This is a genomic window from Novosphingobium sp. B1, from assembly GCF_900176395.1.
Lineage (GTDB): Bacteria > Pseudomonadota > Alphaproteobacteria > Sphingomonadales > Sphingomonadaceae > Novosphingobium.
In genome coordinates this window covers 1-26,994 of sequence record NZ_FWXL01000003.1, presented here as the reverse complement: position 1 = coordinate 26,994, position 26,994 = coordinate 1, and the positions used below count along the sequence as shown (strand labels likewise).

The 26,994-nt window shown below is 61.7% G+C and carries 30 protein-coding genes; 19 read left to right on the top strand and 11 right to left on the bottom strand.

Features of this window, described 5'->3' with window-relative positions; all coding sequences use genetic code 11:
- Nucleotide 1 precedes the first annotated feature (1 nt).
- The 7 genes from glgX to B9A23_RS05880 all read right to left on the bottom strand — a co-directional run bounded on the left by glgX (nt 2) and on the right by B9A23_RS05880 (nt 11,574).
- Nucleotides 2-1,768 carry a glycogen debranching protein GlgX gene (gene glgX / locus B9A23_RS05910; protein WP_084277963.1) on the bottom strand — a complete coding sequence of 589 codons (1,767 nt, stop codon included), beginning with the start codon at nt 1,766-1,768 and terminating at the stop codon, nt 2-4.
- Nucleotides 1,765-3,393, bottom strand: a complete 1,629-nt coding sequence (locus B9A23_RS05905) for an alpha-D-glucose phosphate-specific phosphoglucomutase (RefSeq protein ID WP_084277962.1) — start codon at nt 3,391-3,393, stop codon at nt 1,765-1,767. The genes glgX and B9A23_RS05905 overlap by 4 nt, the downstream gene beginning before the upstream one ends.
- On the bottom strand, nt 3,390-4,847 hold the full coding sequence (gene glgA, locus B9A23_RS05900; protein ID WP_084277961.1) for a glycogen synthase GlgA: 1,458 nt from the start codon (nt 4,845-4,847) through the stop codon (nt 3,390-3,392). Before glgA ends, B9A23_RS05905 begins: the two co-directional genes overlap by 4 nt.
- Nucleotides 4,844-6,103, bottom strand: a complete 1,260-nt coding sequence (gene glgC / locus B9A23_RS05895) for a glucose-1-phosphate adenylyltransferase (protein ID WP_084277960.1) — start codon at nt 6,101-6,103, stop codon at nt 4,844-4,846. The genes glgA and glgC overlap by 4 nt, the downstream gene beginning before the upstream one ends.
- A gap of 16 nt (nt 6,104-6,119) precedes the next feature.
- The gene (gene glgB / locus B9A23_RS05890) at nt 6,120-8,285 is read right to left on the bottom strand and encodes a 1,4-alpha-glucan branching protein GlgB (RefSeq protein ID WP_084277959.1); all 2,166 of its coding nucleotides are present in this window, start codon (nt 8,283-8,285) and stop codon (nt 6,120-6,122) included.
- An 8-nt stretch (nt 8,286-8,293) separates the two neighbouring features.
- Complete coding sequence (locus tag B9A23_RS05885) at nt 8,294-10,705, bottom strand: glycogen/starch/alpha-glucan phosphorylase (protein WP_084277958.1); 2,412 nt, start codon at nt 10,703-10,705, stop codon at nt 8,294-8,296.
- Between the two features lie 329 nt (nt 10,706-11,034).
- Complete coding sequence (locus B9A23_RS05880) at nt 11,035-11,574, bottom strand: cytochrome b (RefSeq protein ID WP_084277957.1); 540 nt, start codon at nt 11,572-11,574, stop codon at nt 11,035-11,037.
- Nucleotides 11,575-11,817: 243 nt separating this feature from the next.
- Between B9A23_RS05880 and B9A23_RS05875 the strand changes: the two genes are divergently transcribed.
- The 3 genes from B9A23_RS05875 to B9A23_RS05865 all read left to right on the top strand — a co-directional run bounded on the left by B9A23_RS05875 (nt 11,818) and on the right by B9A23_RS05865 (nt 14,569).
- Nucleotides 11,818-12,021 (top strand): hypothetical protein, encoded by a 204-nt coding sequence (locus B9A23_RS05875; RefSeq protein ID WP_084277956.1) that lies wholly within the window; start codon nt 11,818-11,820, stop codon nt 12,019-12,021.
- Nucleotides 12,022-12,206: 185 nt separating this feature from the next.
- Nucleotides 12,207-13,649, top strand: a complete 1,443-nt coding sequence (locus B9A23_RS05870; RefSeq protein WP_254895019.1) for an ATP-binding response regulator — start codon at nt 12,207-12,209, stop codon at nt 13,647-13,649.
- 2 nt (nt 13,650-13,651) lie between these two features.
- Nucleotides 13,652-14,569: a response regulator gene (locus B9A23_RS05865; protein WP_084277954.1), complete on the top strand. Its 918-nt coding sequence runs from the start codon at nt 13,652-13,654 to the stop codon at nt 14,567-14,569.
- 52 nt (nt 14,570-14,621) lie between these two features.
- Here the strand turns inward: B9A23_RS05865 and B9A23_RS05860 are convergent, their stop codons facing one another.
- Nucleotides 14,622-14,933 (bottom strand): UrcA family protein, encoded by a 312-nt coding sequence (locus B9A23_RS05860; protein WP_084277953.1) that lies wholly within the window; start codon nt 14,931-14,933, stop codon nt 14,622-14,624.
- 458 nt (nt 14,934-15,391) lie between these two features.
- Between B9A23_RS05860 and B9A23_RS05855 the strand changes: the two genes are divergently transcribed.
- The 3 genes from B9A23_RS05855 (at nt 15,392) to B9A23_RS05845 (ending at nt 19,059) form a co-directional block, all read left to right on the top strand.
- Nucleotides 15,392-16,381 carry an NADPH:quinone oxidoreductase family protein gene (locus B9A23_RS05855; RefSeq protein ID WP_084278310.1) on the top strand — a complete coding sequence of 330 codons (990 nt, stop codon included), beginning with the start codon at nt 15,392-15,394 and terminating at the stop codon, nt 16,379-16,381.
- 397 nt (nt 16,382-16,778) lie between these two features.
- The gene (locus tag B9A23_RS05850; RefSeq protein WP_084277952.1) at nt 16,779-18,179 is read left to right on the top strand and encodes an aldehyde dehydrogenase; all 1,401 of its coding nucleotides are present in this window, start codon (nt 16,779-16,781) and stop codon (nt 18,177-18,179) included.
- A 25-nt stretch (nt 18,180-18,204) separates the two neighbouring features.
- Nucleotides 18,205-19,059, top strand: coding sequence for a p-hydroxycinnamoyl CoA hydratase/lyase (locus B9A23_RS05845; RefSeq protein ID WP_084277951.1), 855 nt, complete (start codon nt 18,205-18,207; stop codon nt 19,057-19,059).
- A gap of 57 nt (nt 19,060-19,116) precedes the next feature.
- Here B9A23_RS05845 and B9A23_RS05840 read toward each other — a convergent pair whose 3' ends face one another.
- On the bottom strand, nt 19,117-19,662 hold the full coding sequence (locus B9A23_RS05840; protein WP_084277950.1) for a VOC family protein: 546 nt from the start codon (nt 19,660-19,662) through the stop codon (nt 19,117-19,119).
- Nucleotides 19,659-20,777: a 4-hydroxyphenylpyruvate dioxygenase gene (gene hppD / locus B9A23_RS05835; RefSeq protein WP_084277949.1), complete on the bottom strand. Its 1,119-nt coding sequence runs from the start codon at nt 20,775-20,777 to the stop codon at nt 19,659-19,661. The genes B9A23_RS05840 and hppD overlap by 4 nt, the downstream gene beginning before the upstream one ends.
- Nucleotides 20,778-21,913: 1,136 nt before the next feature.
- On the opposite strand from hppD, the gene B9A23_RS05830 reads away from it, so the two are divergent.
- From B9A23_RS05830 to B9A23_RS05775, 13 genes are all read left to right on the top strand, one after another.
- Nucleotides 21,914-22,447 (top strand): helix-turn-helix domain-containing protein, encoded by a 534-nt coding sequence (locus B9A23_RS05830; RefSeq protein ID WP_139797357.1) that lies wholly within the window; start codon nt 21,914-21,916, stop codon nt 22,445-22,447.
- Nucleotides 22,434-22,652, top strand: coding sequence for a hypothetical protein (locus tag B9A23_RS05825; protein ID WP_139797356.1), 219 nt, complete (start codon nt 22,434-22,436; stop codon nt 22,650-22,652). The genes B9A23_RS05830 and B9A23_RS05825 overlap by 14 nt, the downstream gene beginning before the upstream one ends.
- 256 nt (nt 22,653-22,908) lie before the next feature.
- On the top strand, nt 22,909-23,346 hold the full coding sequence (locus B9A23_RS05820; protein WP_084277946.1) for an SLOG family protein: 438 nt from the start codon (nt 22,909-22,911) through the stop codon (nt 23,344-23,346).
- Complete coding sequence (locus B9A23_RS05815; RefSeq protein ID WP_084277945.1) at nt 23,343-23,555, top strand: hypothetical protein; 213 nt, start codon at nt 23,343-23,345, stop codon at nt 23,553-23,555. Before B9A23_RS05820 ends, B9A23_RS05815 begins: the two co-directional genes overlap by 4 nt.
- A complete protein-coding gene (locus B9A23_RS22175; protein ID WP_139797355.1) occupies nt 23,552-23,905 on the top strand; it encodes a hypothetical protein in 354 nt (117 codons plus the stop codon). The genes B9A23_RS05815 and B9A23_RS22175 overlap by 4 nt, the downstream gene beginning before the upstream one ends.
- Nucleotides 23,902-24,150 (top strand): hypothetical protein, encoded by a 249-nt coding sequence (locus tag B9A23_RS05810; RefSeq protein ID WP_084277944.1) that lies wholly within the window; start codon nt 23,902-23,904, stop codon nt 24,148-24,150. The genes B9A23_RS22175 and B9A23_RS05810 overlap by 4 nt, the downstream gene beginning before the upstream one ends.
- Complete coding sequence (locus tag B9A23_RS05805) at nt 24,147-24,383, top strand: hypothetical protein (RefSeq protein ID WP_084277943.1); 237 nt, start codon at nt 24,147-24,149, stop codon at nt 24,381-24,383. The genes B9A23_RS05810 and B9A23_RS05805 overlap by 4 nt, the downstream gene beginning before the upstream one ends.
- Nucleotides 24,380-24,628, top strand: a complete 249-nt coding sequence (locus tag B9A23_RS05800; protein ID WP_084277942.1) for a hypothetical protein — start codon at nt 24,380-24,382, stop codon at nt 24,626-24,628. The genes B9A23_RS05805 and B9A23_RS05800 overlap by 4 nt, the downstream gene beginning before the upstream one ends.
- A complete protein-coding gene (locus tag B9A23_RS05795) occupies nt 24,621-24,905 on the top strand; it encodes a hypothetical protein (protein WP_084277941.1) in 285 nt (94 codons plus the stop codon). The genes B9A23_RS05800 and B9A23_RS05795 overlap by 8 nt, the downstream gene beginning before the upstream one ends.
- A 20-nt stretch (nt 24,906-24,925) precedes the next feature.
- The gene (locus tag B9A23_RS05790; RefSeq protein WP_139797354.1) at nt 24,926-25,381 is read left to right on the top strand and encodes a hypothetical protein; all 456 of its coding nucleotides are present in this window, start codon (nt 24,926-24,928) and stop codon (nt 25,379-25,381) included.
- Nucleotides 25,378-25,572, top strand: a complete 195-nt coding sequence (locus tag B9A23_RS05785) for a hypothetical protein (RefSeq protein WP_084277939.1) — start codon at nt 25,378-25,380, stop codon at nt 25,570-25,572. Before B9A23_RS05790 ends, B9A23_RS05785 begins: the two co-directional genes overlap by 4 nt.
- A complete protein-coding gene (locus tag B9A23_RS05780; protein WP_084277938.1) occupies nt 25,569-25,892 on the top strand; it encodes a hypothetical protein in 324 nt (107 codons plus the stop codon). Before B9A23_RS05785 ends, B9A23_RS05780 begins: the two co-directional genes overlap by 4 nt.
- Nucleotides 25,889-26,275 carry a hypothetical protein gene (locus B9A23_RS05775; protein ID WP_084277937.1) on the top strand — a complete coding sequence of 129 codons (387 nt, stop codon included), beginning with the start codon at nt 25,889-25,891 and terminating at the stop codon, nt 26,273-26,275. Before B9A23_RS05780 ends, B9A23_RS05775 begins: the two co-directional genes overlap by 4 nt.
- 345 nt (nt 26,276-26,620) lie before the next feature.
- On the opposite strand, the gene B9A23_RS22170 is transcribed toward B9A23_RS05775, so the two are convergent.
- Nucleotides 26,621-26,848, bottom strand: a complete 228-nt coding sequence (locus B9A23_RS22170) for a hypothetical protein (RefSeq protein WP_139797353.1) — start codon at nt 26,846-26,848, stop codon at nt 26,621-26,623.
- Between the last annotated feature and the right edge of the window lie 146 nt (nt 26,849-26,994).

The following is a 26,994-nucleotide window of genomic DNA, read 5'->3' as shown; positions in this document are numbered from 1 at the left end:
GTCAGATCGGGCCAGCAGCGCGCCTGGCCCGATCAACCGCGAAACCGTATCCTCCGCCGGACCAGGTGAAACTGTCAGTCTGGGGGTTCGTCCAGTCTTCCAGGCGCATCGGCTGGCCCTCATGGTTTTGCCATAGCCCGTCCTCGGGAAATTGGACCATGTTCGATAGATGGCGGGCGCGCCATGATGCGAGCTTGCAGGTATACTCCTCCAGGCCAAGATCGCGCGCGTCCCAGGCGATCCATGTGAGCGGATTGTCCTGCGCATAGGCATTGTTGTTGCCGCGTTGGCTTCGGCCGAATTCGTCTCCTGCCGTCAGCATGATCGTTCCGGTCGATACGAAGAGCGTACCCAGCATCGCCGTGGCAAATTCATGCCGCTGGTGAAGGATTGCCGCGTCATCGGTTTCCCCTTCGACGCCATTGTTCCAGCTGAAGTTTTCGCCATGCCCGTCGCGATTGCCTTCGCCGTTGGCCCAGTTCCTGCGCTGTTCGTAGGCAAGCGTATCGGCCAGCGTGAAGCCATCATGAGCCGCAAGGAAATTGACCGAACGGCATCTTTTCCCGAAAACATCGGATGAGCCGGCAAGCCTTGTCGCGAGCCGATCGACCCCAGTATCGCCCTTCCAGAACCGCCGAACGTCATCTCTAAATCTATCGTTCCATTCCAGCCAGTTGTCGGGGAATGCTCCCAACTGATAACCATCTGGTCCGATGTCCCATGGCTCTGCGATCATCACCCTGTCGGCAAGCAGCGGGTCGGCAGCCATTTCTGCAAAGATCGGCGCATGCGCCGAAAAGCCGGGGCCACGTGCGAGTATGGGGGCAAGATCGAAGCGAAAGCCATCCACGCCGCAATGCCGCACGAAATGGCGCAGGGTGTCGAGAGCCAGCCTGCGCACCGCGGGATTGGCAAAATCCAGCGTATTGCCGCAGCCAGTGTCGTTGATCAGGCTTCCGTCCGAGGCTTTGGCATAGGCATCATCATCCAGGCCCCGCAAGGACAGGATGGGGCCCAAGGTATCGGACTCTCCGCTGTGATTGAGCACGATGTCGATGATCACGCCGATGCCATGGCTGCGCAACGTGGCGACCGTGTCTCGCAATTCCGCCACGCCCCCGGGGCAAAGACGCGGATCGAGCGCCATCATCGCCACGGGATTGTAGCCCCACGCATTGCTCAGGCTCAATGGGTTCAGGTGTCGCTCGTCTACCCAAGCCACGATTGGCATCAGTTCGATTGCCGACACATGGAGGCGCTTGAAATGCGCAATCACCGCTGGATGGGCGAGGGCGGCGACGGTTCCGCGCTGCGCTGCCGGCACTTCAGGGTGCAGCATGGTAAAGCCGCGGACATTCAGCTCGTAGATCAGGCCGCCATGACTAAACACCGGCGGCGGCGGCGCTGAAGGCTGATGCGAGACGACCCGCGCTTTGGGAACAATCTGAGCCGTATCAACCCCATATGATGATAACTTCGCATCGTACGCAAAGGGCTGGTCCAGTTCGAGAGCGTAAGGGTCGACAAGCAGCTTGGACGGATCGAACCAAAGACCTTGCGCCGGATCCCATTGACCCGCAGCCCGATACCCATACCGGGCTCCGTCAAGGACTTCGGGCAATTCGACAGTCCAGTTGTCGCCCTCGCGCGCCATCGCGATGCGCCGTTCGACGCCGCCTTGGAACAAGCACAGGGTGAGGACTTCGGCACGAGGCGCGCGGACCTCGAAGCGGGTGCGCCCGTTTGCAATCGTCGCGCCGAGGTTCACGTCACCACATCAGGCACAGTTCGACCAGTATGGCGGGTGATGCCGGCAATCTCGTCGGCCGCGGCGATAAGGTCGGCTAGCATGTCGGGCGTTTCGCGATCCAGATCACCGCCGACCGGTTCGTACCGTTCGAGATAGACCCGCAAGGTTGCTCCTTCGGTCCCAGTGCCCGAAAGACGGAATACCACGCGTGAGCCACCGGCAAACATCACGCGCACGCCCTGGTTGCTGCTGGTCGAGCCATCAACGGGGTCATGGTACGAAAAGTTGTCTGCCTCGGCAATTTCCAATGATCCGAATGCCTTGCCCGGAAGAGCTGCCAGCGATTCCGTGAGTTCGGCCATCAGTACATCAGCCTTCTCGGTCGGCAGCGCCTCATAATCGTGGCGAGCATAGTAGTTGCGCCCGAACTTTGCCCAGTGTTCGCGCGCCAACTGGTCGACACTGATTTTCCGAACGGCAAGAATGTTGAGCCAGAGCAGTACGGCCCAGAGGCCATCCTTTTCGCGCACGTGGTCGCTGCCGGTTCCGGCGCTTTCCTCGCCGCAGATCGTTGCCATGCCGGCATCAAGCAGATTGCCGAAGAACTTCCAGCCCGTCGGTGTCTCGAAGCAGCGCAGGCCCAGTGCTTCTGCCACGCGATCGGCAGCGGCGCTTGTCGGCATGGATCGTGCTATGCCCTTGAGGCCCGCGGCATAGCCCGGCGCGAGATGGGCGTTGGCCGCGAGAATGGCGAGGCTGTCCGACGGAGTGACGAAACGGTTGCGTCCCACGATCAGGTTGCGATCGCCATCGCCATCCGAAGCCGCGCCGAAATCGGGCGCATCAGCTCCGAACATCGTTTCAAAGAGTTCGTGGGCGTGAACCATGTTCGGGTCGGGATGGTGCCCGCCGAAGTCTTCCAGAGGAACGCCGTTCCGCACCGTGCCCTCGGCAAAGCCGAGGCGGCGCTCAAGGATTTCGGTGGCATAGGGACCTGTGACCGCGCTCATGGCATCGAACGCCATCGTGAAGCCTGCCTCAACATTGGCCCGTATCGCGTTGAAATCGAATAGGGATTCCATCAGTTCGGCATAGTCAGCAACAGAATCGATCACTTCGACGACAAGATCGCCAACCTGCGAGGAACCAGGCGTGTCGAGATCGACATCAGGCGTGTCCACGGTCAGCCAGCGGTCGATCGTCTGGGTTCGGGCGTAGATCGCCTCGGTCACGGCCTCGGGCGCGGGGCCACCGTTGGCGATGTTGTACTTGATGCCGAAGTCTTCGTCCGGACCGCCGGGGTTATGGCTGGCGGAGAGAATAAGCCCGCCCGAAGCGCCGAATTTGCGGATGACGTTCGAGGCTGCCGGGGTTGAAAGGATGCCGCCTTGCCCGACCAGCACCTTGCCGTATCCGTTGGCAGCGGCAATACGGATTGCCTGCTGGATGACGGTGCGGTTGTGATAGCGACCGTCTCCGCCCAGCACCAGCGTGCTGCCGGGCGCGCGTTCGACGACGTCGAACACTGCCTGCACGAAGTTTTCCGCATAGCCTTCCTGCTGGAAGACCTTCACCTTCTTGCGCAGGCCAGATGTGCCGGGCTTCTGGCCGGAGAAGGGCTGGGACGGTACGCTACGGGTCATGTCTTCTCCGCGATGAGGCTTGCGTATAGATCGGCATAGGCCTTGCCCGACCTGCTCCACGAAAAGTCGGTCTTCATGCCGGCGCGCTGCATGGCACGCCAGGTATCGCCTTGCCAGTAAAGTGTTACGGCACGGGACAGGGCATCTGCCAGTGAGGCGTAATGGACGCCGCTGAATTGCACACCGGTTGCGACGTTGCCCATCACTGCGGCAAGGTTCGCATCGATGACGGTATCGGCGAGCCCGCCCGTCCGGGCAACCACCGGCACGCAGCCATAGGCAAGGCCATAAAGCTGCGTCAGTCCGCAAGGCTCGAAGCGCGAGGGGACGAGGATGGCATCACCGCCCGCCTGCATGCGGTGCGAAAGCGCCTCGTCATATCCGATCCGGACAGCCACCTTGCCCGGGTGACGCATTGCTGCTGCGTGGAAGGCATTTTCCATCGCCTTGTCGCCCGACCCTAGCAGCGCAAGCCTTCCGCCGATGCCGACAAGGTGATCGATGCATTCGAGCAGGACGTCCATGCCCTTCTGCCAGGTCAGCCGCGAGATGACCACGAAGAGCGGGCCATCACCTGTTTCGAGCCCGAATTCGCTTTCGAGCGCCCGCTTGTTGGCCACGCGTTTGCCGAGCGCCTTTGCGCTGAAGCGCGCCTCAAGCGCTGGATCGGTCTGCGGGTTCCATTGCGCCGTATCGATGCCGTTGACGATGCCGTGGACCCTGTCACCACGGCTGAGGATCAACCCTTCCAGTCCCATGCCGAATTCGGCCGTGCGGATCTCGCGGGCATAGGTCGGGCTGACGGTGGTGATGGCACTGGCCGCTTCCAGACCGGCTTTGAGGAACCCGACGCCGCCGTGGTATTCGATGCCGTCCACGGCAAAGGCGTGAGGCGGCAAGCGCAACCCCGCAAACAGGTCGGCGCCGTAATAGCCCTGAAACGCCATGTTGTGGATCGTCATTACCGACGGCACCTGCGCCCCATCGCGGGGTGGTGCGAACCGCAAGTAGGCGAGGGCCATCGCCGCCTGCCAATCGTGGGCATGCAAGATATCGAAAGCCCGTGCCTTGACGGCCCCGGCGGCGATATCGGCCGCAGCCCGCCCGAAGGCCGCAAACCGCCGCCAGTTGTCGGCCCAGTCGCGCCCCGAACTGTCGACGTAGGGGCCGCCCTCGCGTTGAAAGAGCGCGGGCGCATCCAGCACCAGCAGGGGATGGCCGTCTATCTTGCCGCCAAGCAACCGGCCCTTTTCGCCGAGCAGGTCATCCCAGACGTGCAGGGCACGCGGGCGCGAGAGGGCTTTCACCACGGCAGGATAGCCCGGCAGCAGCGTGGTCATCTCGACCCCGTGTGGGGCAACTGCTGCAGGCAGCGCGCCGGCGACGTCGGCCAACCCGCCGGTCTTGATCAGCGGGACCGCTTCCGAAGCGACCGAAAGGACCCGGATGGTCATGTCAGCTGGTCGATCATCCGCTTGGTGATGAGGCACACGCCGCTTTCAGAGCGGCGGAAGCGCCGCGCGTCAAGTTCGGGGTCTTCACCCACCACCAGGCCTTCGGGAATGCGCACGCCGGAATCGAGGATCACCCGGCTGAGGCGCGCACCGCGCCCGATGTTGCAGTAGGGCAGTATCACCGCTTCCTCGCAGCTCGAGAACGAGCCCATCTTGACCCCGGTGAACAGCAGGCTGCGCTTGGCGATGGCGCCCGAGACGATGCAATCCTGGCTGATCAGCGAGGATATCGCCATGCCCCGGCGTCCGTCCTCGTCATGAACGAACTTGGCCGGGGCGGCGATGATCTGGTCGGTCCAGATCGGCCATTCACGGTCGTACATGTTGAGCTTGGGGACGACGTCGGTAAGGTCGAGGTTGGCCTCGAAATAGGCGTCCAGCGTACCGACGTCACGCCAGTATTCCTCGATTTCCTCGGCGGCGCGAATGCAGGAATTGGTGAAGCGGTGGGCCACCGCCTTGCCGTTCTTCACGATCTTGGGGATGATGTCGTTGCCGAAATCGCGGCTCGAATTGGGATCGATCGCATCCTCTTCCAGCATGCGGAACAGGAACTTGGTCTCGAACACGTAGATGCCCATCGAAGCCAGCGCCATCTCCTCGTTGCCGGGAATGCCTGGAGGATTGGCGGGCTTTTCGATGAAATCGGTAATCGTGTCGGTCTTGTCCACCGCCATGACGCCGAACCCGGTGGCTTCCATGCGTGGCACCACGAGGCAGCCGATGGTCACGTCGGCACCGCTGTCGACGTGCTGACGCAGCATCAGCTCGTAGTCCATCTTGTAGATGTGGTCGCCGGCCAGGATGACCATGTACTTGGGCGCGTAGGAGGCGATGATGTCGATGTTCTGGAACACGGCATCGGCAGTGCCTTCGTACCAGTGATCTTCCGAGACGCGCTGCGAGGCGGGCAGGATATCGAAGCTCTCGTTGCGTTCCGGGCGCATGAAGTTCCACGCACGCTGCATGTGGCGGATCAGCGAATGCGCCTTGTACTGCGTGGCCACGCCAATGCGGCGGATGCCCGAATTGATCGCGTTGGAAAGGGCGAAGTCGATGATGCGCGACTTTCCGCCAAAATAGACGGCAGGCTTGGCGCGATTGTCGGTCAGTTCCTTCAACCGGCTGCCTCTGCCTCCGGCGAGGACATAGGCCATTGCATCGCGCGCCAGCGGTTGAGAGTAAGTTTCGCGCATCCCCTGTTCTCCGTTCTTATCCCTGGAATTCGAGTATCAGCGTTGCCAGCGGCGGCAGGACGACCAGTGCTGCCCCGCCTTCGGCGGTCACTTGGCCCAAGTTGCCGATGCCGCTGCCGCCATAGTCCTGCGCATCGCTGTTCAGCACCTCGCGCCATTCGCCGTCGTGCGGCAGCGGTAGGCGATAGTGCCCGTGAACCTGCGGTGTCATGTTGCAGATTACCGCGACAGGCTTCGCGCCGGGTGCCTTGCGCAGCCAGGCGAAAACCGAGGCCTGCGCGTCGTCGACGACCAGCCATTCGAAGCCCTCCGGCTCGCAGTCGCGGGCATGAAGGGCTGGGCGGGTGGTGTAGACGCGGTTGAGATCGCGTACCCAGCGGCGGACGCCTTCGTGCGCGGGCGCATCGAGCAGGTCCCAGTCGAGGCTGCGTGCCTCGCTCCATTCGCGGCGCTGCGCAAATTCCTGGCCCATGAACAGCAGCTTCTTGCCGGGGTAACCCCACATCATCCCGTAATAGGCGCGCAAGTTGGCAAACTTCTGCCAGTCACCGCCGCTCATCTTGTTCAGAAGCGAACCCTTGCCATGGACGACTTCGTCATGGCTGAGCGGAAGCACGAAATTTTCGGTGAAGGCGTACATCAGCCCGAACGTGATGTCGTCATGATGATAGCGCCGATGCACCGGATCGCGGGCCATGTACTTCAGCGTGTCGTTCATGAAGCCCATGTTCCACTTGAAGCCGAAGCCAAGGTTCTCACGGGGACCATCATCAAAGGCCGGGCGCGTCACGCCGGGCCAGGTGGTCGATTCCTCGGCCATGGTCAGGAACCCTGCATGGCTGCGATAGACCGCGCGGTTCATCGCCTTGAGAAACTCCACCGCTTCCCAGTTCTCTCGCCCGCCCTCAACATTGGGGAGCCACTCGCCCGCCGGGCGCGAATAATCGCGGTAGAGCATCGAGGCGACCGCATCGACGCGCAGGCCGTCGACATGGTAGCGCTCGGCCCAGAACAGCGCGTTGTTGACGAGAAAGCTGACCACTTCGCGGCGGCCGAAGTTGTAGATCAGCGTGTTCCAGTCCGGGTGGAAGCCGAGGCGCGGATCTTCATGCTCGTACAGTGCCGTGCCATCGAAGCGCACAAGGCCGTGCTCGTCGGTCGGGAAGTGCGCCGGCACCCAGTCGATCAGCACCGAAACCCCCGCCCGGTGTGCGCCATCGACAAAGCGGGCGAAACCTTCGGGCGGACCGAAGCGGGCGGACGGTGCATAGAGACCGGTGGTCTGGTATCCCCACGACGGATCGTAGGGATGCTCGGAAACCGGCAGGAACTCGATGTGCGTGAAGCCCATTTCCGCAGCATAGGGGATCAGCCGGTCAGCCAGTTCATCCCAGGTGTAGAATCCCTCGTCATGCGGCTTCTGCCATGAGCCGGGATGCACCTCGTAGATCGAGATCGGCTGTCGGCGCGGATCGACGCTCGCCCAGTGGGCGCGGTGGTCGGCATCGCCCCAGTCCAGCTTTACCGGGTGCGCGGTGATCGAGGCCGTGCTGGGTCGGAACTCTGCCGCCTGCGCAAACGGATCGGCCTTCAGCGGCATGACAGTGCCATCCGCACCGATGATCCGGTACTTGTAGGTGCGATGCTCGCCGATATCGGGGATGAACACTTCCCACACGCCGATATCCGCGCGGCGACGCATCGGGTGCCGACGATGGTCCCAATCGTTGAAATCGCCGACCACGCTGACGACCTGGGCGTTCGGCGCCCAGACCGCGAAATGGACGCCGCTGGCACCCTCATGTTCGATCAGGTGCGCACCCATCTTGTCGAACAGGCGATGGTGCGTGCCCTCGGCAATCAGGAAGTCATCTAGCGGGCCAAGGACCGGGCCGAAGGAATAGGGATCGGTTACCAGCCATTCGTGGCTGCCGGCCTTGCAGGCATAGCGCACCGGCTGGCGCTTGCCCTTGACCTTGCCTTCGAACAGACCGCGTCCGTCCACTCGCGTCAGCTTGCCAAGCCTCTTGCCACCCAGCGACCAGGCAACCGCCTCCTCTGCACCGGGCAGGACTGCGCGGGCAAATGCGCCCTCGGGCCCTTCATGAATGCCAAGAAGCGAAAAAGGATCGGCGTGCGTCCCGTCAAGCAGGGCATCAATGGCGCTCGCCGGTGGCTTCATGCTGGCTTTCAGACCCCCCAGATATCGCGGGCATATTCGCCGATCGTGCGATCGGACGAGAACCAGCCTACGTTGGCAATGTTTCTGATTGCCGAAGCGCGCCACGCTGCCTGCTGTTCCCAGCGACGATCAATGTTGCGCTGTGCGGCGTGATAGCTGTCGAAGTCGGCAGCGACCATGAACCAGTCGTGGTCGAAGATTCCGCCCATCAGGCCCTTGTACCGGTCAGGATCGTCGGGCGAGAACACGCCGGTGGCAATCGCCGCAAGCGCCTGCTGCAACTCGCGGGAGCCATCGATCAAGTCGCGAGGGACATAGCCGTTGGCGCGCTTGTCCTCGACTTCCTGCGCGGTCAGACCGAAGATCTCGATGTTGGCATCGCCGACATGGTCCTTGATCTCGATGTTGGCCCCATCGAGCGTGCCGATGGTGAGCGCGCCGTTCAAGGCAAACTTCATGTTGCCAGTGCCCGATGCCTCCATGCCGGCTGTCGAGATCTGCTCTGAAAGGTCGGCCGCCGGAATGATCTTCTCGGCAAGGCTCACGTTGTAGTTCGGAACAAACACGACCTTGAGCAAACCGCCGACCGAAGGATCGGAATTGACGCGGCGTGCAATGTCGTTGGCCAGTTTGATGACCAGCTTGGCGTTGTGATAGCTTGAAGCCGCCTTGCCGCCGAAGATCTTTACGCGCGGAACCCAGTCGCGCTCGGGATGGCTGCGAATCTGATCGTAGAGTGCGACAGTCTCGATTAGGTTGAGCAACTGCCGCTTGTACTCGTGGATGCGCTTGATCTGCACGTCGAACAGGGCATCCGGATCGAGCCTGACGCCGGTGATCTCCTTGATGTGCTTGGCCAGCGCCACCTTGTTGGTGCGCTTGACCTCGGCAATGCGTTCGCCCAGCGCGGCGTCGTCGGCAAGCGCGTTGAGATCGGCCAGCTTCTCCGCATCGTCGAGAAAGGCCGGGCCGATGGCGTCCTTCAGCACCGAAGTCAGCCCCGGATTGCATTGCTGCAGCCAGCGGCGCGGGGTGACGCCATTGGTCTTGTTGTTGATGCGCGTGGGGTAGAGCTTGTGCAGGTCCGAGAAGACCGTGGTCTTCATCAGGTCGGTGTGCAGGGCGGCCACGCCGTTGACGCTGTGTGCGCCCGAGAAGGCAAGGTTTGCCATGCGCACACGGCGCTCGCCACCTTCGTCGATCAGGCTGATCGCGGCGATGGCGGCATCATCCAGCCCGGCCTTGCGCGCCTCGCGCAGCACGCGGCTGTTGATCGCATAGATGATCTGCATGTGACGCGGCAGCAGGCGCTCGAACAGAGGCAGCGGCCATGATTCGAGCGCTTCGGGCAGCAGCGTGTGGTTGGTGTAGCCGACGGTCGCCTTGGTCACTTCCCACGCTTCGTTGAACTCGAGGCCATGGCCATCGACCATCAACCGCATCAGTTCAGCCACGGCCACCGCAGGGTGCGTATCGTTGAGCTGGATCGCGGCCTTGTCGGGCAGGGTGCGGATGTCGCCATGGAACTGCACGTGGCGGCGCACGATGTCCTGGATCGAAGCCGAGGTGAAGAAGTACTCCTGACGCAGCCGCAGTTCCTGCCCGGCCGGAGTTGAATCCGCCGGGTAGAGCACGCGGACGAGGCTGTCGGCGCGGACCTGTTCGGCCAGCGCGCCGAAGTGGTCGCCGGCATTGAAGGCATCGAGCCGCAGCGGATCGAAGGCATGGGCGGTCCACAGGCGCAGGGTGTTGACGCGCTTGCCGCGCCAGCCGACGACGGGCGTGTCTACCGCGCTTGCTTCGACCTTTTCGGCCGGGCGCCATTCAACGCCGTCGCCGGTTTCGACGACTTCGCCGCCGAAGCCGATGATGTAGGCGCTCTCGCGACGGTCAAACTCCCAGGGGTTGCCGTGGCTCAGCCATGTCTCGGGCAGTTCCACCTGCCAGCCATCGTCGATGCGCTGGCGGAACATGCCGTTCACATAACGGATGCCATAGCCATAGGCCGGGATGCCAAGGCTCGCGAGGCTCTCCATGAAACAGGCGGCAAGACGGCCGAGGCCACCGTTGCCAAGGGCTGCATCGGGCTCGAGATTCTCCAGCGCCGCAAGGTCAAGGCCGTGTTCGCGCAGCGCCTTTTCCATGTCGCGCGTCAGGCCCATGTTCGACAGGGCATCACGCAGCAGCCGTCCGATCAGGAATTCAAGGCTGAGGTAATAGACCCGCTTGCCGCCCTTTTCATAAGTCTCGCGCGTCGATTCCATCCACTGATCGATGATCGCATCGCGCAGCGTCAGAACAGTCGCGGTGTACCAGTCGTGCGGCTTGGCAGCGCGCTCATCCTTGCCGACGCGGTGACGCAGCACGTCGATGATCTTGGCGTCGATCTCGCCCGCGCTGGAGGTCTTTTCGAGGCTCATGCGACAAGTCCCACCCTGTTTGGCGCTGCGTTATGGCCAGTTGGCACCGTATCGCAGGTACGCCGGTTGTACCGGCCTTCCGGGATCACGCCGACGGCTCTTTCCAAACGGAGGTCTGCCTCCGCCGCGGCCGTTCGCGAGATCCTGCATCGAACTCCCGCCATCAGAGGTAAGCGAGGCAATGGGGCGGCGGCAAGCAGCGAATGCAAAACCGCGCGCGCATTGTCAGAAACAGGCCTGCTTGCTGCCACGTTCGTTCCGCCCCCAATCGTTTGCGGAACGGCCTTATGGCATTGGCGGCGTGCTGTCGGGGAGAATACGTCTGCGCGTCAGAGCATGCGGCGCAAGACATTGTCCTTGATGATGAAATGGTGATGCAGCGCTGCAGCAATGTGCAGCACGACCAGGCCGGCCATCAGGAAGCCGAGCACTTCATGACTTTCGTGCGCAGCGCCGGCAAGCGGCGAATCCTTGGTCACGGCCAGCTTGGGCCAATCGAACAGGCCATAGATCGACAGCGGATACTTGCCAGCCGAGGAAAAGATCCAACCGGTCAGCGGCACGATGATCATCAGCGCGTAAAGCGCGGCATGGGTAACCTTTGCGACCGTGCGCTGGACCTTGCCCATCGTGGTGGGCCAATCGGGCGTCGTCCAGGTTAAGCGCCAGCCAAGGCGGGCCAGCGAAAGGACGAGGATCAGGATGCCGGTGGCCTTGTGCGCCGGAAAGGGATTCCAGGTCTTTTCAAGTGCATCGCCGCCGATTCCGGTGGCAAGATTGAAGATGACCATTGCTGCGATTACCGCATGGAACCCTCGCGCCACTGCGTTGTAGCGCACGATATCTGCACTGCCTGAAAGAGTTGCCATCGGGTAGATCGCCTGTGCCTTGGGTTGGTGGTGATCGCATGATTAATCGCCGCTGCCCGGCGGACAAGTTGTTTTGCACAGGCCCTGAGGCCACCCGCGTTCCGGCTTCAGACGCTGGTTGGCTGACCAAAATATGACGATTGTCCAGAAATGGCATGCGGCAAATGACGTATGTCGGATAGTGCAGTGCAAAAAATATGGTGTCCACAGAAACCACCGCACGTGGCGATTCAGTGAGGTACCATGACTATCCAGCGCCTTACCCAGGTTGAACCGGCTGTCGTCAACAAGATGGCTGCCATGCTCAAGTGCCAGAAGCCCGAAGTCATCCAGACCCACTTTGGCATCGGGCTGAACACCTGGGTCAAGCTCCGCGAAGGCAAGGCGATCCGCCACTCGGTCGCAGTCCGGTTGCTGCAGCGCTTGCAGCGCGATCAGGTGATCTGATCGATCCCAAGAAGCGAACGGATCGCGCGCAGGGAGATGCGGGGACTTGAGTTAGGCCGCTTTGCAGTGCACAATATTCCGCGTGCCGAATAACAGAGCAACGGCACGCGGGAATTGCTGGAATGACGGGTCAGCGAAGCGACCGGCGCATGCAAAGACACGTGGATACGGTTGCGGACAGGGGCATGTCCAGCGCCGCCAACGATGCGCGCACGCATGACGAACTTGTTGCCGAAAATGCCGATCTTCGCCGCGCACTTGGCGCCGCTACCGCAGCGAGCCTTGCGAAGAGCCGCTATCTGGCCACCGTCAGCCACGAGATCCGATCGCCGCTGAACGCGATCTACGGTTACGCACAACTGATCGAGCAGGGAGGCGAGATCGAACCGGTTGCTGCCGGACGCGTTATCCGGCGCAGCGCCGAACACCTCGCCAACCTCGTCGAAGGCCTGCTCGACATTGCGGCGGTGGAGCAGGGCGTAGTCCGGCTCGATGCCACCGTGTTCCGCCTGCGCAGCCTGGTCAACCAGGTAGCCGACATGTTCCGACCCCAGGCCGAGCAGAAGGGGCTGGATCTCGTCTGCACCTTCGGCAGGCGCGTACCCGATTTCGTGCGCATGGACGAAAGGCGGCTGCGACAGGCGCTGATCAATCTCGTGTCGAATGCGGTCAAGTTTACCAACCGGGGTGCCGTAGCCGTAAGGCTCGACTGGGCGAGCGAGCTTGCGACTTTCGAGGTGCGCGACACCGGACCCGGCATTGCCCAAGAGGATCAGGAGGCGATTTTCACGCCTTATGCGCGCGGCGCCACCCAGGCTGCCGCCGACCAGAGCGGAGCCGGCCTCGGGCTTGCGATCACCAGCGCGATCGTGCGCATGCTCGGCGGCGATCTGTCGCTGGTCAGCCGCGAAGGCGAAGGCTCGTGCTTCCGCATGGTGCTCATGGCGCCGCAGGTGTCGGCCGATGTCGATCCATCGGCGCAGGACGAGCGGCCTACCGGATACGCTGGCCCTCGGCGCAGCCTGCTCCTCGTCGACGATGATGCCGATCATCTGCAGATGCTGCGCCTGACGTTCGAGGATCTCGGCTTTGCCGTCGAGACCGCAAGCGATGGCGAAAGCGCCCTGGCAAAGTCTCGCCTCGGCCGCTTCGATGCCGCGATTCTCGATGTCTCGATGCCGGGAATGTCGGGGTGGGACGTGGCAGCGCAGCTTCGCGCCGCGCATGGCAGGGAACTCCAGATCCTCATGCTTTCGGCGAATGCCGCCGAACGGCACGGGTTGACCGGACAGGCCGCAGCGCATGACGAATTCCTGCTGAAGCCGATCGATTTTCGCAAGCTGATCGATGCCGTCGGCCGCCGCCTCAGGGTGGACTGGATCAAGCCCGCAGCAGCTTCGGCCAAGGCCCCGGCTCATGCCAGCGCGCCCGTTCTTTCGGAAGAGGCCAGACTTCATGCCGACAAGCTGAAGGCGCTTGTGCAGATTGGCCATGTGCGCGGCCTTGAGGGCGGGATACGGAAGCTCGCCGAGGCCGATCCCGGTGCTGCCGCATTCGTTTCCCGCCTGCACGATTGCCTTGATCGCTTCGATCTCGTGGCGATGCGGCGTGTGCTGGAGGAAATCTGAGCATGGCCGAGCTCGACCCGCGCCGTGACACCGTGCTTGTCGTCGATGACGAGCCGGACTCGCTGCGTTTCCTTACCGATACTCTGGAAAATGCCGGGATCACGGTGCTGGTGGCAGTGTCGGGCGCGTCGGCGCTCGACCTGCTGCAGCATGTGACGCCCGACCTTATCCTGATGGACGGTATCATGCCCGGCATGACCGGCTTCGAGACGACCGCCCGCATCAAGCGCCGGGCTGGGCTGGCGCATGTGCCGGTCGTCTTCATGACCGGGCTGACCGAAAGCGAGCATGTCGTCCAGGGGTTCGAGGCTGGCGGCATCGATTACCTGCGCAAGCCGGTAAACGTGCATGAATTGCTGGCGCGCGTGCGGGTTCACATCGGCCAGGCAAGGGCGATGCAGGCAGGTGCGGCTGGCCTTGACGCCACTGGCCGAGCCATGATGGCAGTCGATCGGCAAGGCAGCCAGCTCTGGAGCACGCCGATGGCTGACGCCGTCATCGCGCGCCTCGATCCGGCATGGGGCCGCCGGGGCAAGGCCTTGCCCGAAAGCGTTCAGGCTGCCCTTGTCCGGCTTCTCTCGCGAAGCACGATCGGCTCCTCGGCACGCATCGAACACGATGAGGGGGCGCTCGAGCTCGTGCTTATCGCGCAATACCGCGAAACCGAACTGCTCATCCGGCTGAACGATCTCAATCCCAAGGCCGACGTCATGCGGCTGCAGCAGCGCCTTTCCCTTACCGACCGGGAAGCCGAGGTACTGCTCTGGATCAGCTATGGAAAGTCGAACGGGATGATTTCCGAAGTGCTGGCAATCAGCCCGCGCACGGTGCAGAAGCACCTCGAACGCATCTTCGAGAAAGTGGGCGTGGAAACCCGCGCTGCCGCAGCAGCTGTCGCCATCAAGGTGCTGGATAACTGACCAGCAGGGTGGCGGCGCGTCAGTCGGCTCACGCTGCCACCCTGCATCGCTCTCAGCGTGCCATGGCCCCGCGACGCGCGGCCTGCGACAATTCCTGTACCGTGGGTTCGGCCCCGGCAATGGCTTCACGACGGCACTGATAGTCGGGCAGGGTGGTCACGATCATGCGGTCAGCCGGATCGCATGCAGCAGCGGCGGCATCAGCGATGCGGTTGCGCAGCTTGCGGATATCGGCGGCCTTGGTCAGGTCCAGACCGTCGGCCGATACCGAAAGCTTGACCGTCTGTGGGGCTTTGCCGGCAAGGGCAGTGCCGGAGGCGCAAAGCGCGACAATTGCCGCCGCAGCGGCGTAATGGATCTTCATGGCAATTTCTCCTGCGAAGGATATTCGATCGGGCCGACTTTGACCGGTCCCGTGCCAGGTTTGTCAGAGGTATTCCGACTGCCCTGATCTGCTGCATAATTTATGGGCAAGCTATCCTGCAGGCAAGCAAAAACCCCCGGAAATGCTTGATTTTCAAAGGTTCACTTGTGCCGTGCAGCATACCCCGCAGTCGCGCGATCAGGTCAGTATCACGCTCTGGCATATTCGTATGAACACATTCTGGACAGATGTTCAGAATGTCGCCGCAAGTCAGCAACTTCATTCGAACAGGCCGAACCTCGATATGTACGTGCGCCTGCCTCCGTGAGGCCCGCCAACAACGATGGCGTTCGCGCTGCACTGCGGCATCGCGAGGCGGGTTGCAGGGGCAATTGGTCATGAAACGGGCCTTCCGCCTTGGTGCGAGCGCCGCCATGGTACGGAAAGGAGGATCCGAGATGGCTACGAATCGGGCGCTGCAAGTGCAGTCATTGAGCGCAGACCTTGGCGGTCTGGCGCTGGTCGATTTGCCGATGCCGGCAGCGCGCGCAGGGCAATCGCTGGTACGGATCGAGGCGACGGCCCTTGGTTTCCCCGATCTGCTGATGACCAAGGGGCTCTATCAGGCCAAGCCTGCGGTGCCGTTCATCCCCGGCATGGAAGGCGCAGGGACCATCGTCGAGGCGGCACCCGGCAGCGCATTTGTTGCTGGGGACCGGGTCATCGTCGGCGGATTGACGGGGGCTGTGGCGCGCTATGGGCTGTTCGGCGACGAGGCGATGCTGCCGCTGCCCGCGTCGCTGTCGATGGCGCAGGGCGCTGCGCTTCGAGCAGCATACCTGACGGCCTGGGTTGCGCTGGTCCGCCGAGGCCGCTGCGAAAGAGGCGAAACCTTGCTGGTGCATGGCGCCGCTGGCGGCGTGGGGCTTGCGGCGGTCGATCTTGGGCTGGCGTTGGGCCTGCGAGTCCTTGCCACCGCATCCAGCGAATCCAAGCGCCATGCGATTGCTGCCCTGCATCCTGATGCCGAAGTGATAGACGGCTCCCCCGGCTTTCGTGAGGTCGTGCTCGGCTTGACCGCTGGGCGGGGCGCCGACCTCATCTTCGATCCGGTCGGGGCCGAAGTTTTCGATGAATCCTTGCGGTGCATCGCATTTGATGGACGCCTGCTCGTCGTCGGCTTTGCCGCCGGCCGCATCCCCAGCGTGGGTGCAAACATCCCGCTGATCAAAGGGTTTTCCGTGGTCGGGGTGAGGGCCGGCGAGTACGGCCGACGCTTTCCGGAACGGGGCGCGGAAAACCTTGCCAGCATTCTTGCATTGGCCTCGAGTGGCGCGATCAGACCGCACGTCCATGCCTGTTTCGGCCTGGACGACTGGCGAGCCGCGTTCGATGCCATGTCGCGGCGCGAAGTTGTCGGACGGAGCGTGATTCTGCCGCACGAATGACTGCGACTGTCGGCGGATATTCGACAGCAGGCAAAAAAAGGGGCCGCACCGTTGCCGGGCGGCCCTTTTGAAGTTTGGGAGAGGATGCCTGAAAGGCCCGACCTATCTGGGTGATATTCGTTTATTTCGCAAGTGCGAAAACGCATCTCGCGCTTGCATTTAATGCACTTATCCGTCGCGATTTGCTGACAAACGCAGTCGCATAGCTGGCTGCAAGGGTCTGATCCAGTTGCAAAACAGGTCGGCGGCATCGCTCCCGGAGCACGTTAGATCAACCTTGATTTAGCACCTGCACAAAAGGGCGGGGGACTGCCCGCTCCTGCAATCCGTGTACGAAATGACAGTTGCGACAGACAAAGATGATTGCTATAAATCATAACAGATTGGGAGAGCAGACATGCAGTTCGAGCGCATCAATCCTTTGACCGGGGCCGTCGCCTCGCAAGCCGAAGCCATGCAGCCGTCCGATATTTCGGCGATTGCGGGCAGGGCGGGTGAAGCCTTTGCACAATGGGCCGCCACCGGCCCGAACGCACGCCGCTCGGTACTGATGAAGGCCGCCGCCGCGCTTGAGGCGCGTGCCGAAGCCTTTGTCGAGGCGATGATGGGCGAAATTGGCGCGACCAAGGGGTGGGCGCTGTTCAATCTGGGCCTTGCCGCAAGCATGGTGCGCGAAGCCGCGGCGCTGACCACCCAGATTTCTGGCGAAGTCATTCCGTCGGACAAGCCGGGCTGCGTTGCCATGGCGCTGCGCGAACCGGTTGGCGTCATTCTTGGTATCGCGCCATGGAACGCTCCGATCATCCTTGGCGTCCGCGCCATCGCGGTGCCGCTCGCCTGCGGCAACGCCGTGATCCTCAAGGCCAGCGAGCAGTGCCCGCGTACCCACGCCCTGATCATCGAGGCCTTTGAAGAAGCAGGGTTCCCCGAAGGCGTGGTCCAGGTCGTCACCAACGCGCCGAAGGACGCAGCCGATGTCGTCGGCGCACTGATCGATGCGCCACAGGTCAAGCGGATCAATTTTACCGGTTCGACCGCGGTCGGCCGCATCATCGCCAAGCGCGCCGCCGAACATCTCAAGCCCTGCCTGCTCGAACTGGGTGGAAAGGCCCCGCTGATCGTGCTCGACGACGCTGACCTTGACGAGGCGGTCAAGGCTGCAGCGTTCGGCGCCTTCATGAATCAGGGCCAGATCTGCATGTCGACAGAGCGGATCATCGTCGTGGACGCTGTGGCCGATGCCTTTGCCGAGAAGTTCAAGGCGAAGGTCTCCTCGATGGCGGTAGGCGATCCCCGCGACGGCACGACGCCATTGGGCGCCGTGGTCGACGCCAAGACCGTCGCCCACTGCCAGAGCCTGATCGACGATGCGCTGGCCAAGGGCGCGCAATTGCTCACGGGTGGCGAAACCACGCAGAACGTGCTCATGCCAGCACACGTTGTTGCCGGCGTGACCCAAGACATGAAGCTGTTCCGTGACGAAAGCTTCGGCCCGGTGGTCGGGGTAATCCGTGCTCGCGACGAGGCGCACGCTATCGAACTTGCCAATGATACAGAATATGGGCTGTCCGCTGCGGTGTTCACCCGTGACACCGCACGCGGCCTGCGCGTTGCCCGCCAGATCAAGTCGGGCATCTGCCACGTCAACGGTCCGACGGTCCATGACGAGGCGCAGATGCCGTTCGGGGGCGTTGGCGCGTCGGGATACGGCCGCTTCGGCGGCAAGGCGGGGATCGACAGCTTCACCGAACTGCGCTGGATCACCATGGAAACCCAGCCCGGCCATTTCCCCATCTGACTTACTCATCTCGCAAGGAACCGACATGACCGAACAGCAGAAGATCGAGCGCGCGGAAGAAGACACCGTCGAATTCACCATTGAAAACGGCATTGCCTGGGTGAAGTTCAACCGCCCGGAAAAGCGCAATTGCATGAGCCCCAAGCTCAACCGCCAGATGGGCAAGGTCATCACCGACCTGGAGTTCCGCGAGGACGTCAAGGTCCTGGTGCTGACCGGCGAGGGCGATGCCTGGTCGGCCGGCATGGATCTCAAGGAATATTTCCGCGAGACCGAGGCCGAGGGCCTGTGGTCGATCCGCAAGGCACAGCGCGAAGCCTACTCCTGGTGGGAGCGCCTGCGCTGGTACGAAAAGCCGACGATCGCCATGGTCAACGGGTGGTGCTTCGGCGGCGGCTATGGCCCGCTGTTCGCCTGCGACATCGCGATTGCCGCTGAAGACGCGCAGTTCGGCCTGTCGGAAATCAATTGGGGCATCCTGCCGGGTGGCGGCGCTTCGAAGGTCGTTGCCGACCTGATGCCGCTGCGCAAGGCGATGTACCATGCGATGATGGGCGAGAACCTCACCGGCAAGCAGGCCGAAGAGCAGGGCCTGGTCACCGAGGCCGTGCCGGCCGACAAGCTGCAAGCCCGCGTGCTCGAGATTGCCGAAGCGCTGTCGAAGAAGGACGGTCACGCGCTGCGCGCCACGAAGTGGGCGGTGCGCCGGATGACCGAAATGACTTATGACAATGCCGAGGACTACCTTATCCGCGCGCAGGAAGCGCTGCACAACTTCGGCGGCGTCGAAGCCCGCAAGGAAGCGACGCGCCAGTTCCTTGACGAGAAGAGCTTCAAGCCCGGGCTCGGCACGTTCGACACGAGCAAGATCAAGCGCTGATCCCGGCGTTCTGCTGAAAGATTGCGCCCCGGTTGCCAGTGCGACCGGGGCGATTTTTCATTTGGTCAGGTCAGGGTCCTTGTGGAGCCATTCGGCGTGGCGAGGAGCGCGCTTGGTCTGGCTCCATTCCTCGAGCATTACCGGCGCCAGGTCTGCGAGTTCTGCGTATTGCTCGGCGGTGCCGATGTTGCAGGCCAATTCCAGCCGATGGCCGTTCGGATCGAAGAAGTAGATCGAGCGAAAGACGCCGTGGTAGGTCGGCCCCAGGACGTCGATGCCCTCGGCTTCGAGATGAGCCTTGGCCGATTGCAAAGCAGCTTCGTCTTCGACCTCGAAGGCGATGTGCTGGACCCAGGCAGGTGTATTGGGGTCCTTGCCCATTTCCGGCTGGTTCGGCAGTTCGAAGAAGGCCAGCACGTTGCCTCCGCCGCAATCCAGGAAGATGTGCATGTAGGGATCGTCCTCGCCAGTCGAGGGAACCTTGTCTTCGGCAAAGGCAGTGGTGTAGCGCATCCCCATCACGCGCTCGTACCACTCGACGGTCTCCTTTGCGTCGCGGCAACGATAGGCGACGTGGTGGATGCGCTTGATCTGCGGGATCATTCTGCAGTCTCCTCGACCTTCAAGACGCCGCGACGCATCTGGTCGCGCTCCATCGACTGGAACAGCGCGGTGAAATTGCCTTCGCCGAAGCCTTCGTCCTTCTTGCGCTGGATGAATTCGAAGAACACCGGGCCGATCTGCGTTTCGGAAAAGATCTGCAGCAGTAGGCGCGGATCGTTCGCCTCGGTCGACCCATCGAGCAGGATACCGCGCGTCTTCAGGTCTTCCACCGCCTCGCCATGGCCGGGCAGGCGCTCGTCCAGCATCTCGTAATAAGTATCGGGCGGAGGTGACATGAACGGGGTGCCGGTCGCCTTGAGCTGGTCCCAGCCGCCGATCAGATCTTCGCAGGCGAAGGCAATGTGCTGGATGCCCTCACCATTGTAGGCGCGCAGGAATTCCTCGATCTGCCCGCCGCCGGCCTTTGCTTCCTCGTTGAGGGGGATGCGGATCTTGCCATCGGGAGCGGTCATCGCCCGGCTGGTCAGGCCGGTGTATTCGCCCTTGATGTCGAAATAGCGGATCTCGCGGAAGCCGAACACGCGCTCGTAGAACGCCGCCCAGTGCGCCATGCGCCCCCCATAGACGTTGTGCGTGAGGTGATCGATCGTGTGAAAGCCTGCGCCGACCGGGTGGCGATCAACGCCGGGCAGGTATTCGAAATCGATGTCGTAGATCGAAAGGTCGCCCTGCGGCGCACCTTCATAGCGGTCGATCAGGTAGATGATCGAGCCGCCGATGCCGCGGATCGCCGGCAGGCGCAGTTCCATGGGGCCAGTGCGCACCTCGACCGGCTCTGCTCCGCGTTCGAGCGCGGTGGCATAGGCCTTTGCAGCATTGCGCACGCGCCAGCCCATGCCGCAGGCCGAGGGGCCGTGTTCGGCAGCGAAGTACGCGGCGGGGCTGCGCGGTTCGTAATTGGCGATCAGGTTGATGCCGCCCTGGCGCCACAGTTGCACCGCCTTGGAGCGATGATTGGCGATGTGGGTGAAGCCCATGCGTTCGAAGATCGGGCCGAGTGTGCCAGCCTCGGGCGCGGAGAACTCGATGAACTCGAAACCATCGAGGCCGAGGGGGTTTTCGAACAGGTCGGTGGACACTTGCGTGTCGCTCATCGGTACTCTCCACTAATGCGCGCAACCATGCGGGTTGCCGGCATCATAGCGGAAACTGGTTTCCAAAGATACCATTTTCGTGAGGCTTGCCTTGCCGGTGCAAGCGATCATCCGCTGGCGAGTGCGGACGGTAACGCCGGGGCGGGTTGCAGATCGCGCGACCGGTGCGGTGCCGTCGTGGCACGCACGGGAAGGGCGCGGGACCGATTGCGAGTGGCCAAGGGGCGGTTCCGGACCCCTGTCGGCTCAGCCTGTGGCAGGACACAGGAAGGACGAGGGGTTGGCAGTGGCTCGCTTCCTGCCTCGCCTCACAAGGCAAGCGGCTGCACGAAAAGAAGGCGTCGTTTGTGCTGACCTTGTCACACAATCATGGCGCTTCCGCATCTGCAGCGTCGCTTGGGGGCTTTGCCTTCGCTTGAGTCCCCGGGGGTGTCCTTCTGTCCTGCGGTAACGGCAAAGATGCCCGGTGGGTCTTGTGCTTGACGCCCCACATTGAACCCGCACGCACCTGCCGCACCGATCGCGCCGAAGGCTTGCCGACGTGCGTCTGCCTCCGAAGGCAAGGAGTAGACTGGCCATCTGCCCCTCCCTGACCTGAGGGCGTGAATAACCTATTTGGTTATTTATGTCAAGATGTCGGACGAACGCGAGCGGGGTTGGCGTATCCTGACCCGCCGGCGACATCCCCGCCGGGTCTGCAGTGGGTGGTATTTTTGGGCCAGCTGCCGGACCAGGCCAGATTTTGCATATCTCCGGACATCCTTTATGGGCATAGCGCAAATAGGCGTCGCCCGGAACAAACAAGTCCGATACCGATCAAAGTAAGTTTTAAAAAATGCATCGGAAAGAGTGTGATATAGCGCACAAAATTTCCCGCGTTAACCAACATAGCTCCGATCCATGGGCATTTAATGCCGATCAAATCGGACCTAATTCTCAAGGATCCTCCATTTTAGAACTTTTACCCCACATTCGACTGCTAGTTTTATCCGTATGGTGATAGAGTTGGCTGTTCCCCGGAAGTAGATTGATCCAAATTAAAGGTTAATGGCTTAAGTGGATCAGAAAATCCTGTAAGTGAAATACCTAACGCGGGAATGCAGTGATGGCAGCTGCGTATTCACTCAAGGATTTCCATGCAGTTGCACGCCAAAGCTACCATATCCGAAGTGGGGGATGCTCAAGCGGTCGCTATGAGAATGCAGGTGCTGGCTGAGGAAATGAGCCGGCTTGCCGAGATCATGGCAATTTCCGAAACAGACAGCTTGCCATCGCAAAGTTACGTCGAAATCGCACGCAGAATATACGAATTCCGGCGTGTCAGAGAGAAATATATCCCGCATATCTTTGGCGAACCGGCTTGGGATATCTTGCTGGAGCTTTTCATACGGCGGTGCGAAAATAGGCGCGTTTCTGTCAAATTCGTACAAATTGCATCCAATGTCCCGGCCACGACGTCGTTGCGCTGGATAAAGGCTCTTGAGGATGAAGGTCTGATCGAGAAGGATCGAGCCGCATTCGACAGCCGGGTAAGGCTGGTAAAGCTCAGCGACCGTGGCTTCTCGCTGATGAAGTCCATTCTTTCAGCCAATGCGCGCGCCGAGGTGCATCGCGCAAGTCAAGGCGGATCGCAGAGCAATACGGAGGCCGAACCAGATGCTGGATTCTGACGCCCAGGACGTGTGTTCGCTGCCCGACCAAGTGGCCAACTGTGGTTGGCCCGAGAATTGCCTTATCTCGCAGGATGGGCCGCTGGAAATCGATATCAGGCACGACTTCATCGAAGATCCGGCCCAGATCAACACTGTTCCAGTGCTGATATGCGCGATGGTGGTCCTCGCTCTTGCCAATGCGGCCTGGATCGTCCTGCGGTAGGTTGCCGTCGTCCCTAATAGCCTGGCCCCTCACATGTCGGGCCCCTCACATGTTGGGCACAATCCGTGCAACTGTAACGGAAGGCCAGATCGCGAGACGCGATCCGAATACCAAGATGGATGGCGCGCCCGGCAGGGGTGCAGAAAGCCAGCAATAACAATCCCCTAAGTTGTCTAACCGGCTTTTCTTGGAAGCGTGGAATCACGGCGTCCGGCGGTTGTTTGTCTAACCTTTTGGCCTGCCGTGGCGGTGCCGCATGACCGACAATCAAACAGGTAGCGCAGGGGTGACGGTGGGGAACGGGTGCGTGGCCTTCCGCCTGCTTGTCTGTGGCGGTCGCGCTTATAGCGACGAGCGGGCGATGGCTTGGGAACTGTCGCGCTGGGCCATGCGGCACGATGGCCTAGAGATCATCACCGGATACGATCCTGACAACGTGCGCTTTCAGGGCGCTGATCAACTGGCCCACGAATGGGCACTGGCTCACGGCATCCCCGCATTTCCGTTTCCCGCACCGTGGCGGCTGAAAGGCAACTACGCGGGACCGTTCCGTAATCAGCGCATGTTGGATTTTGGCAAGCCTCATGGCGTTGTCGCGTTCCCCGGAGGTCGTGGCACTGCCGATATGTGCACGCGCGCCGAGAAGGCAGGTATCAAGCCTATCCGCATCCCCACACCCCCGGAGGCCGTATGACCGATACAACGCCGCCAGTAGAGCCAGAGATTGGCCACACCGTTTGGCACCGTGGCTGGGAAATCAGCTACGACGTGGAAGCTTCGCATTGGGGCGCAGAGGGATGGCGCGCCTACAAGGGCGGTCCCGATCTGGATGCGCCCCACACCAGCGCACGCACCTTTTCCGACCTGATCGAAGAAATCGATGCAGAGGAGACGCCCCTGTGACCGATACAACGCCTAAAGTCTGCCCCTTCTGCAGCAATGTTCCACCCAAAACGATTCACGAAACCCGTTTTGGCGAAGGATACCTGCAATGCGCTTGTTGTGAAGCGCGCGGGCCGACCAGCTTTGCGGACGCCCTCACAGCCTGGAACACCAGAGCCAACGCAGACGCGCGACTTGTGGAGGCGTTGAAGACTGCGCGCAAGATCATCGCGGACATCGATGAATACATGAAGCGTCCGGGCCGTGGTGATTGGGGCGAGGAATGCGCCTGCTGCATGGGCGAACTGCTCGACGATGACCGCCAAGCAATCGCCAAAATCGACGCTGCTCTCTCAGAGGTGAGCCAATGAGCGAGGAATGGCCCGTATGGGAGGTGGGGCTTTACGGCTTTGGCGACATTTATGTCGAGGCCCCCACTAAAGCATCTGCCCGCTGGTTCGCAGCATCGGCCTGTCACGATGCTGGTTATGGCCGGTCGCCTATCGACTTGATCCGCCGTGGCGTGAGCATTGGCAAGATCGATCGGACAACCGCCGCCATTTTTGGCGACATCCATCGCGTGAAGCGGCTTAGGCCGTCAGAGGTGAGCCAATGAGCATCACAGACAAATTCCGCCGCTACTTCGTTAAGAACGAAGCGCCGATCTTTCGGATTGAGCGCCGCCAGATGCGCCCGAGCAAGTTCGTTCCGTTCAACTGTGGCAATGCGTTCGGCTTCTTCTGGGGGCGTTGGCAAGTGACCTTGCGCAAGCCTTACGATCCGGTCTGGGCCTTCGACGGCACACGCTGGGTTCCTGCCTATACCCTGTCCGCAGAGGTGAGCCAATGACCTGCAAGCACTGCCATAACGGCTTTCTCGACGGGCGCTTTGGGCAAGACGTTGAATGCGTCAACGGTGTCCTGATCGACATAGACGAGGCGCATGAAGGCGTATCGCCCGATGTAGTTCGTCCCGTCGCACCGTGTCATCCGTGTTGGGAAAAGCAGCTTTCCGATCCCGATGGCGAGACTTGGGAAAACGACAGCATCGAGCGCCTTGAAGCGTGGAGAGGCGCAGAGGTGAGCCATGGATAAGACCTGTGGAACGCTGGAAAGGCCGAGATCGTCCAGTTTCCTTGCGCGCCTGTTCAATGTCCGGTGGGAACTTGGCTTTTACGGCAATGACCCCTGCGACGAGTGGGACATCGATGAGGTGCTCGGGCTTCCGGATGGCCTCTACTATCGAAATGGGCGGCTCCAGTTCGAATGCCGCAACTGCGAGGCGTGGACCGATTGGGAGGGAGATGCCCACGAGTTCGAGATGGACGCCCACGAAAACCTTTGCGGCGGCTCTCCACGGTGCTGCCCATGACCAACCCAAGGAACCCAGCCATGACTGAAGAAGAACTCGGCCTCATCGCGCAAGGACAACAGCGCTGGCGTGAACGCTGGTATGGATCGGACCCGATGAAGGGTTCGGCCATTGTGACGGAAAGCCGCGACGAGGTGGCTGTTATCGGTGGCGACGAGGAAACGCACAAGCAGGTGCGTAAGGTTGTCATGGCGCACAACGCCGCCATTGACCGCCTTATCGCCCGCCACCGCCTTGAGCGCTTTGAGCCTGTAAGGTGCCAATACCCTGTGCACGGAAGCGTGACGCATGTTCGAAACGTGGAGTGCTGCGACTTTTGCGGACACCCTGCGGACACCACCCCTCTCAATCCTGTGGCAGAGATAGAGAGGCTGAGGGAGGCGGCAAAAGCACTGGTCGCGGCCTTGGAAAGCGACAAGCACTACTTCGGCGAGGAATACAACGCCCTCCGCGCCGCCCTTGGAGACGCATCATGAGCGCAGAAGAGATTGCGGCAGGTCTGATTGAACTGGAACGCGAGCGCATCACTGGTTGGCAGGGGCCTGCCGGTGCCGCTTACAACGCCATCAGCGAAGACCTTTGCGAGGCAGGATTGCTTAACAGCGACTGGTCTTTGTCGCCCCTTGGCCTTCAAGTCCGCGCCCTTATCGAAGGACCCGACCAATGACTGAACCGGAACAGTGGGCGGTGGAGTTGTGGGCAGAAATGTACGCCGCTGTCTACGGCTGCGAACCTACACACCCTGCGCACATGTATGGCAACGCGCACCGAATACTCCAACGCGCCTTTGAGGAACGCACCGACCAGCTTATCCCTGCCCCTAGCGTGGATGATGCAATGGTGGAGCGGGTAGCGCGGGCTTTACGCCGCTATGCGCTTGGCAATATCTCCAACGAAGAAATGGCGCGCCACATCGTAGACCACAGTTGGGAAGTTGAAGCCAAAGCCGCCACCGCCGCAATATCAGCCATGCAGGTGAAGCCATGACAGACATCCGACAGGCGCTGGAAGAGGCGTTCAAGGTCATTCATCCGGAGCCGCCCTGCGACTGGATGACATGGGACGATGCTCGCATTTCCGAACAACGCGCAGAAGACCAGATGGCCTTCACGCGGTGGAATGACTGGCGGTTGATTACGCAAGCCCGCTTCCGCCGCTTCCTCGACGCAGAAGCATGGACAGATGCTGCGTTGATGCTGGTGCCGGAGGGCATGATGGAATGGCACGCAGGCAAGCATTTCAAAGGTGGCGGGTCTGCCTACATGCTTGATGGCAAAGTGCTTCGCGATCCTATCTACGTGACCGCCGAAACCCCCGCCCATGCCCTTCTCGCCGCCTGCTTAAAGGCAAAGGAACAAGCCGATGGATAAACAGGAAGCCGCCCTCAACCCTCCCACCGCTTCGCCCCCTCATCATCCCACATCGGCCAAGCCGCCCAGTTCCCCCACATAACAATGCGATGAACCGAGCCCTTGATAGGTAACACACACTAACCCGGGTTAAAGACTCGCACCTTTTCAGCGGGTTATGTCGAGACCACAGCCATCGCAGTGGTCGCCATAAATGTTTTCAATCGCGTGCATGGTCGGTCATCACCGACCAGATCCCAGCCTGTTCTACAACTCCGCAACTGGATTGCGTTCTGCGTGCCATAGATGTGCCCGAGTGATCGAGCTCACCGAGGCTGGTTGGAAGCTATACAATGCGCGTCGGCCCTAGGTCTCCTTCCACCCAGGCCCGCAAGTCACGTCCTTGCGCCCGCACTTCGAACACCGCAGTTTCGCTTCGACGAACATCATGATCGGGCTCTTGCCCTGTTTGTGTAGGCGATCTGCCAGCGTCGCAGCATCAATCTTCGCCTTGTGCCCGCATTTGCAGAACACCTGCAGGTCGAAACCGTGGCGGACGTAGTCACCGATCTTGTCGAGGCGCTTGCTTCCCATATGAGAACGGAAGCGGAACAAATCCGATTCTGCAATCCGGGGCAGACGCGAAAGCTGTGCAACAAAGGCGTTGGCGGTGTGGTTGATCGGCGTAATCTGGCGTCGGCGATTCCGAAGATCGCCATGGCGAACCAACACCCGGGCCG

Excerpts from the sequence above, each read along its gene's own strand:
- B9A23_RS05795 (WP_084277941.1), top strand. The coding sequence starts at position 24,621 with ATGGATAAGACCTGTGGAACGCTGGAAAGGCCGAGATCGTCCAGTTTC.
- hppD (WP_084277949.1), bottom strand. The coding sequence starts at position 20,777 with ATGAGCGACACGCAAGTGTCCACCGACCTGTTCGAAAACCCCCTCGGC.
- B9A23_RS05860 (WP_084277953.1), bottom strand. The coding sequence starts at position 14,933 with ATGAAGATCCATTACGCCGCTGCGGCGGCAATTGTCGCGCTTTGCGCC.
- B9A23_RS05800 (WP_084277942.1), top strand. The coding sequence starts at position 24,380 with ATGACCTGCAAGCACTGCCATAACGGCTTTCTCGACGGGCGCTTTGGG.
- B9A23_RS05825 (WP_139797356.1), top strand. The coding sequence starts at position 22,434 with ATGCTGGATTCTGACGCCCAGGACGTGTGTTCGCTGCCCGACCAAGTG.
- B9A23_RS05820 (WP_084277946.1), top strand. The coding sequence starts at position 22,909 with ATGACCGACAATCAAACAGGTAGCGCAGGGGTGACGGTGGGGAACGGG.
- B9A23_RS05840 (WP_084277950.1), bottom strand. The coding sequence starts at position 19,662 with ATGATCCCGCAGATCAAGCGCATCCACCACGTCGCCTATCGTTGCCGC.
- glgA (WP_084277961.1), bottom strand. The coding sequence starts at position 4,847 with ATGACCATCCGGGTCCTTTCGGTCGCTTCGGAAGCGGTCCCGCTGATC.
- B9A23_RS05830 (WP_139797357.1), top strand. The coding sequence starts at position 21,914 with ATGCAGTTGCACGCCAAAGCTACCATATCCGAAGTGGGGGATGCTCAA.
- B9A23_RS05805 (WP_084277943.1), top strand. The coding sequence starts at position 24,147 with ATGAGCATCACAGACAAATTCCGCCGCTACTTCGTTAAGAACGAAGCG.
- glgC (WP_084277960.1), bottom strand. The coding sequence starts at position 6,103 with ATGCGCGAAACTTACTCTCAACCGCTGGCGCGCGATGCAATGGCCTAT.
- B9A23_RS05855 (WP_084278310.1), top strand. The coding sequence starts at position 15,392 with ATGGCTACGAATCGGGCGCTGCAAGTGCAGTCATTGAGCGCAGACCTT.
- B9A23_RS05780 (WP_084277938.1), top strand. The coding sequence starts at position 25,569 with ATGACTGAACCGGAACAGTGGGCGGTGGAGTTGTGGGCAGAAATGTAC.
- B9A23_RS05815 (WP_084277945.1), top strand. The coding sequence starts at position 23,343 with ATGACCGATACAACGCCGCCAGTAGAGCCAGAGATTGGCCACACCGTT.
- glgB (WP_084277959.1), bottom strand. The coding sequence starts at position 8,285 with ATGAAGCCACCGGCGAGCGCCATTGATGCCCTGCTTGACGGGACGCAC.
- B9A23_RS05885 (WP_084277958.1), bottom strand. The coding sequence starts at position 10,705 with ATGAGCCTCGAAAAGACCTCCAGCGCGGGCGAGATCGACGCCAAGATC.
- B9A23_RS05785 (WP_084277939.1), top strand. The coding sequence starts at position 25,378 with ATGAGCGCAGAAGAGATTGCGGCAGGTCTGATTGAACTGGAACGCGAG.
- B9A23_RS05790 (WP_139797354.1), top strand. The coding sequence starts at position 24,926 with ATGACTGAAGAAGAACTCGGCCTCATCGCGCAAGGACAACAGCGCTGG.
- B9A23_RS05865 (WP_084277954.1), top strand. The coding sequence starts at position 13,652 with ATGGCCGAGCTCGACCCGCGCCGTGACACCGTGCTTGTCGTCGATGAC.
- B9A23_RS05875 (WP_084277956.1), top strand. The coding sequence starts at position 11,818 with ATGACTATCCAGCGCCTTACCCAGGTTGAACCGGCTGTCGTCAACAAG.
- B9A23_RS05880 (WP_084277957.1), bottom strand. The coding sequence starts at position 11,574 with ATGGCAACTCTTTCAGGCAGTGCAGATATCGTGCGCTACAACGCAGTG.
- B9A23_RS05845 (WP_084277951.1), top strand. The coding sequence starts at position 18,205 with ATGACCGAACAGCAGAAGATCGAGCGCGCGGAAGAAGACACCGTCGAA.
- B9A23_RS05905 (WP_084277962.1), bottom strand. The coding sequence starts at position 3,393 with ATGACCCGTAGCGTACCGTCCCAGCCCTTCTCCGGCCAGAAGCCCGGC.
- B9A23_RS05810 (WP_084277944.1), top strand. The coding sequence starts at position 23,902 with ATGAGCGAGGAATGGCCCGTATGGGAGGTGGGGCTTTACGGCTTTGGC.
- B9A23_RS05775 (WP_084277937.1), top strand. The coding sequence starts at position 25,889 with ATGACAGACATCCGACAGGCGCTGGAAGAGGCGTTCAAGGTCATTCAT.
- B9A23_RS22170 (WP_139797353.1), bottom strand. The coding sequence starts at position 26,848 with ATGGGAAGCAAGCGCCTCGACAAGATCGGTGACTACGTCCGCCACGGT.
- B9A23_RS05850 (WP_084277952.1), top strand. The coding sequence starts at position 16,779 with ATGCAGTTCGAGCGCATCAATCCTTTGACCGGGGCCGTCGCCTCGCAA.
- B9A23_RS05870 (WP_254895019.1), top strand. The coding sequence starts at position 12,207 with ATGTCCAGCGCCGCCAACGATGCGCGCACGCATGACGAACTTGTTGCC.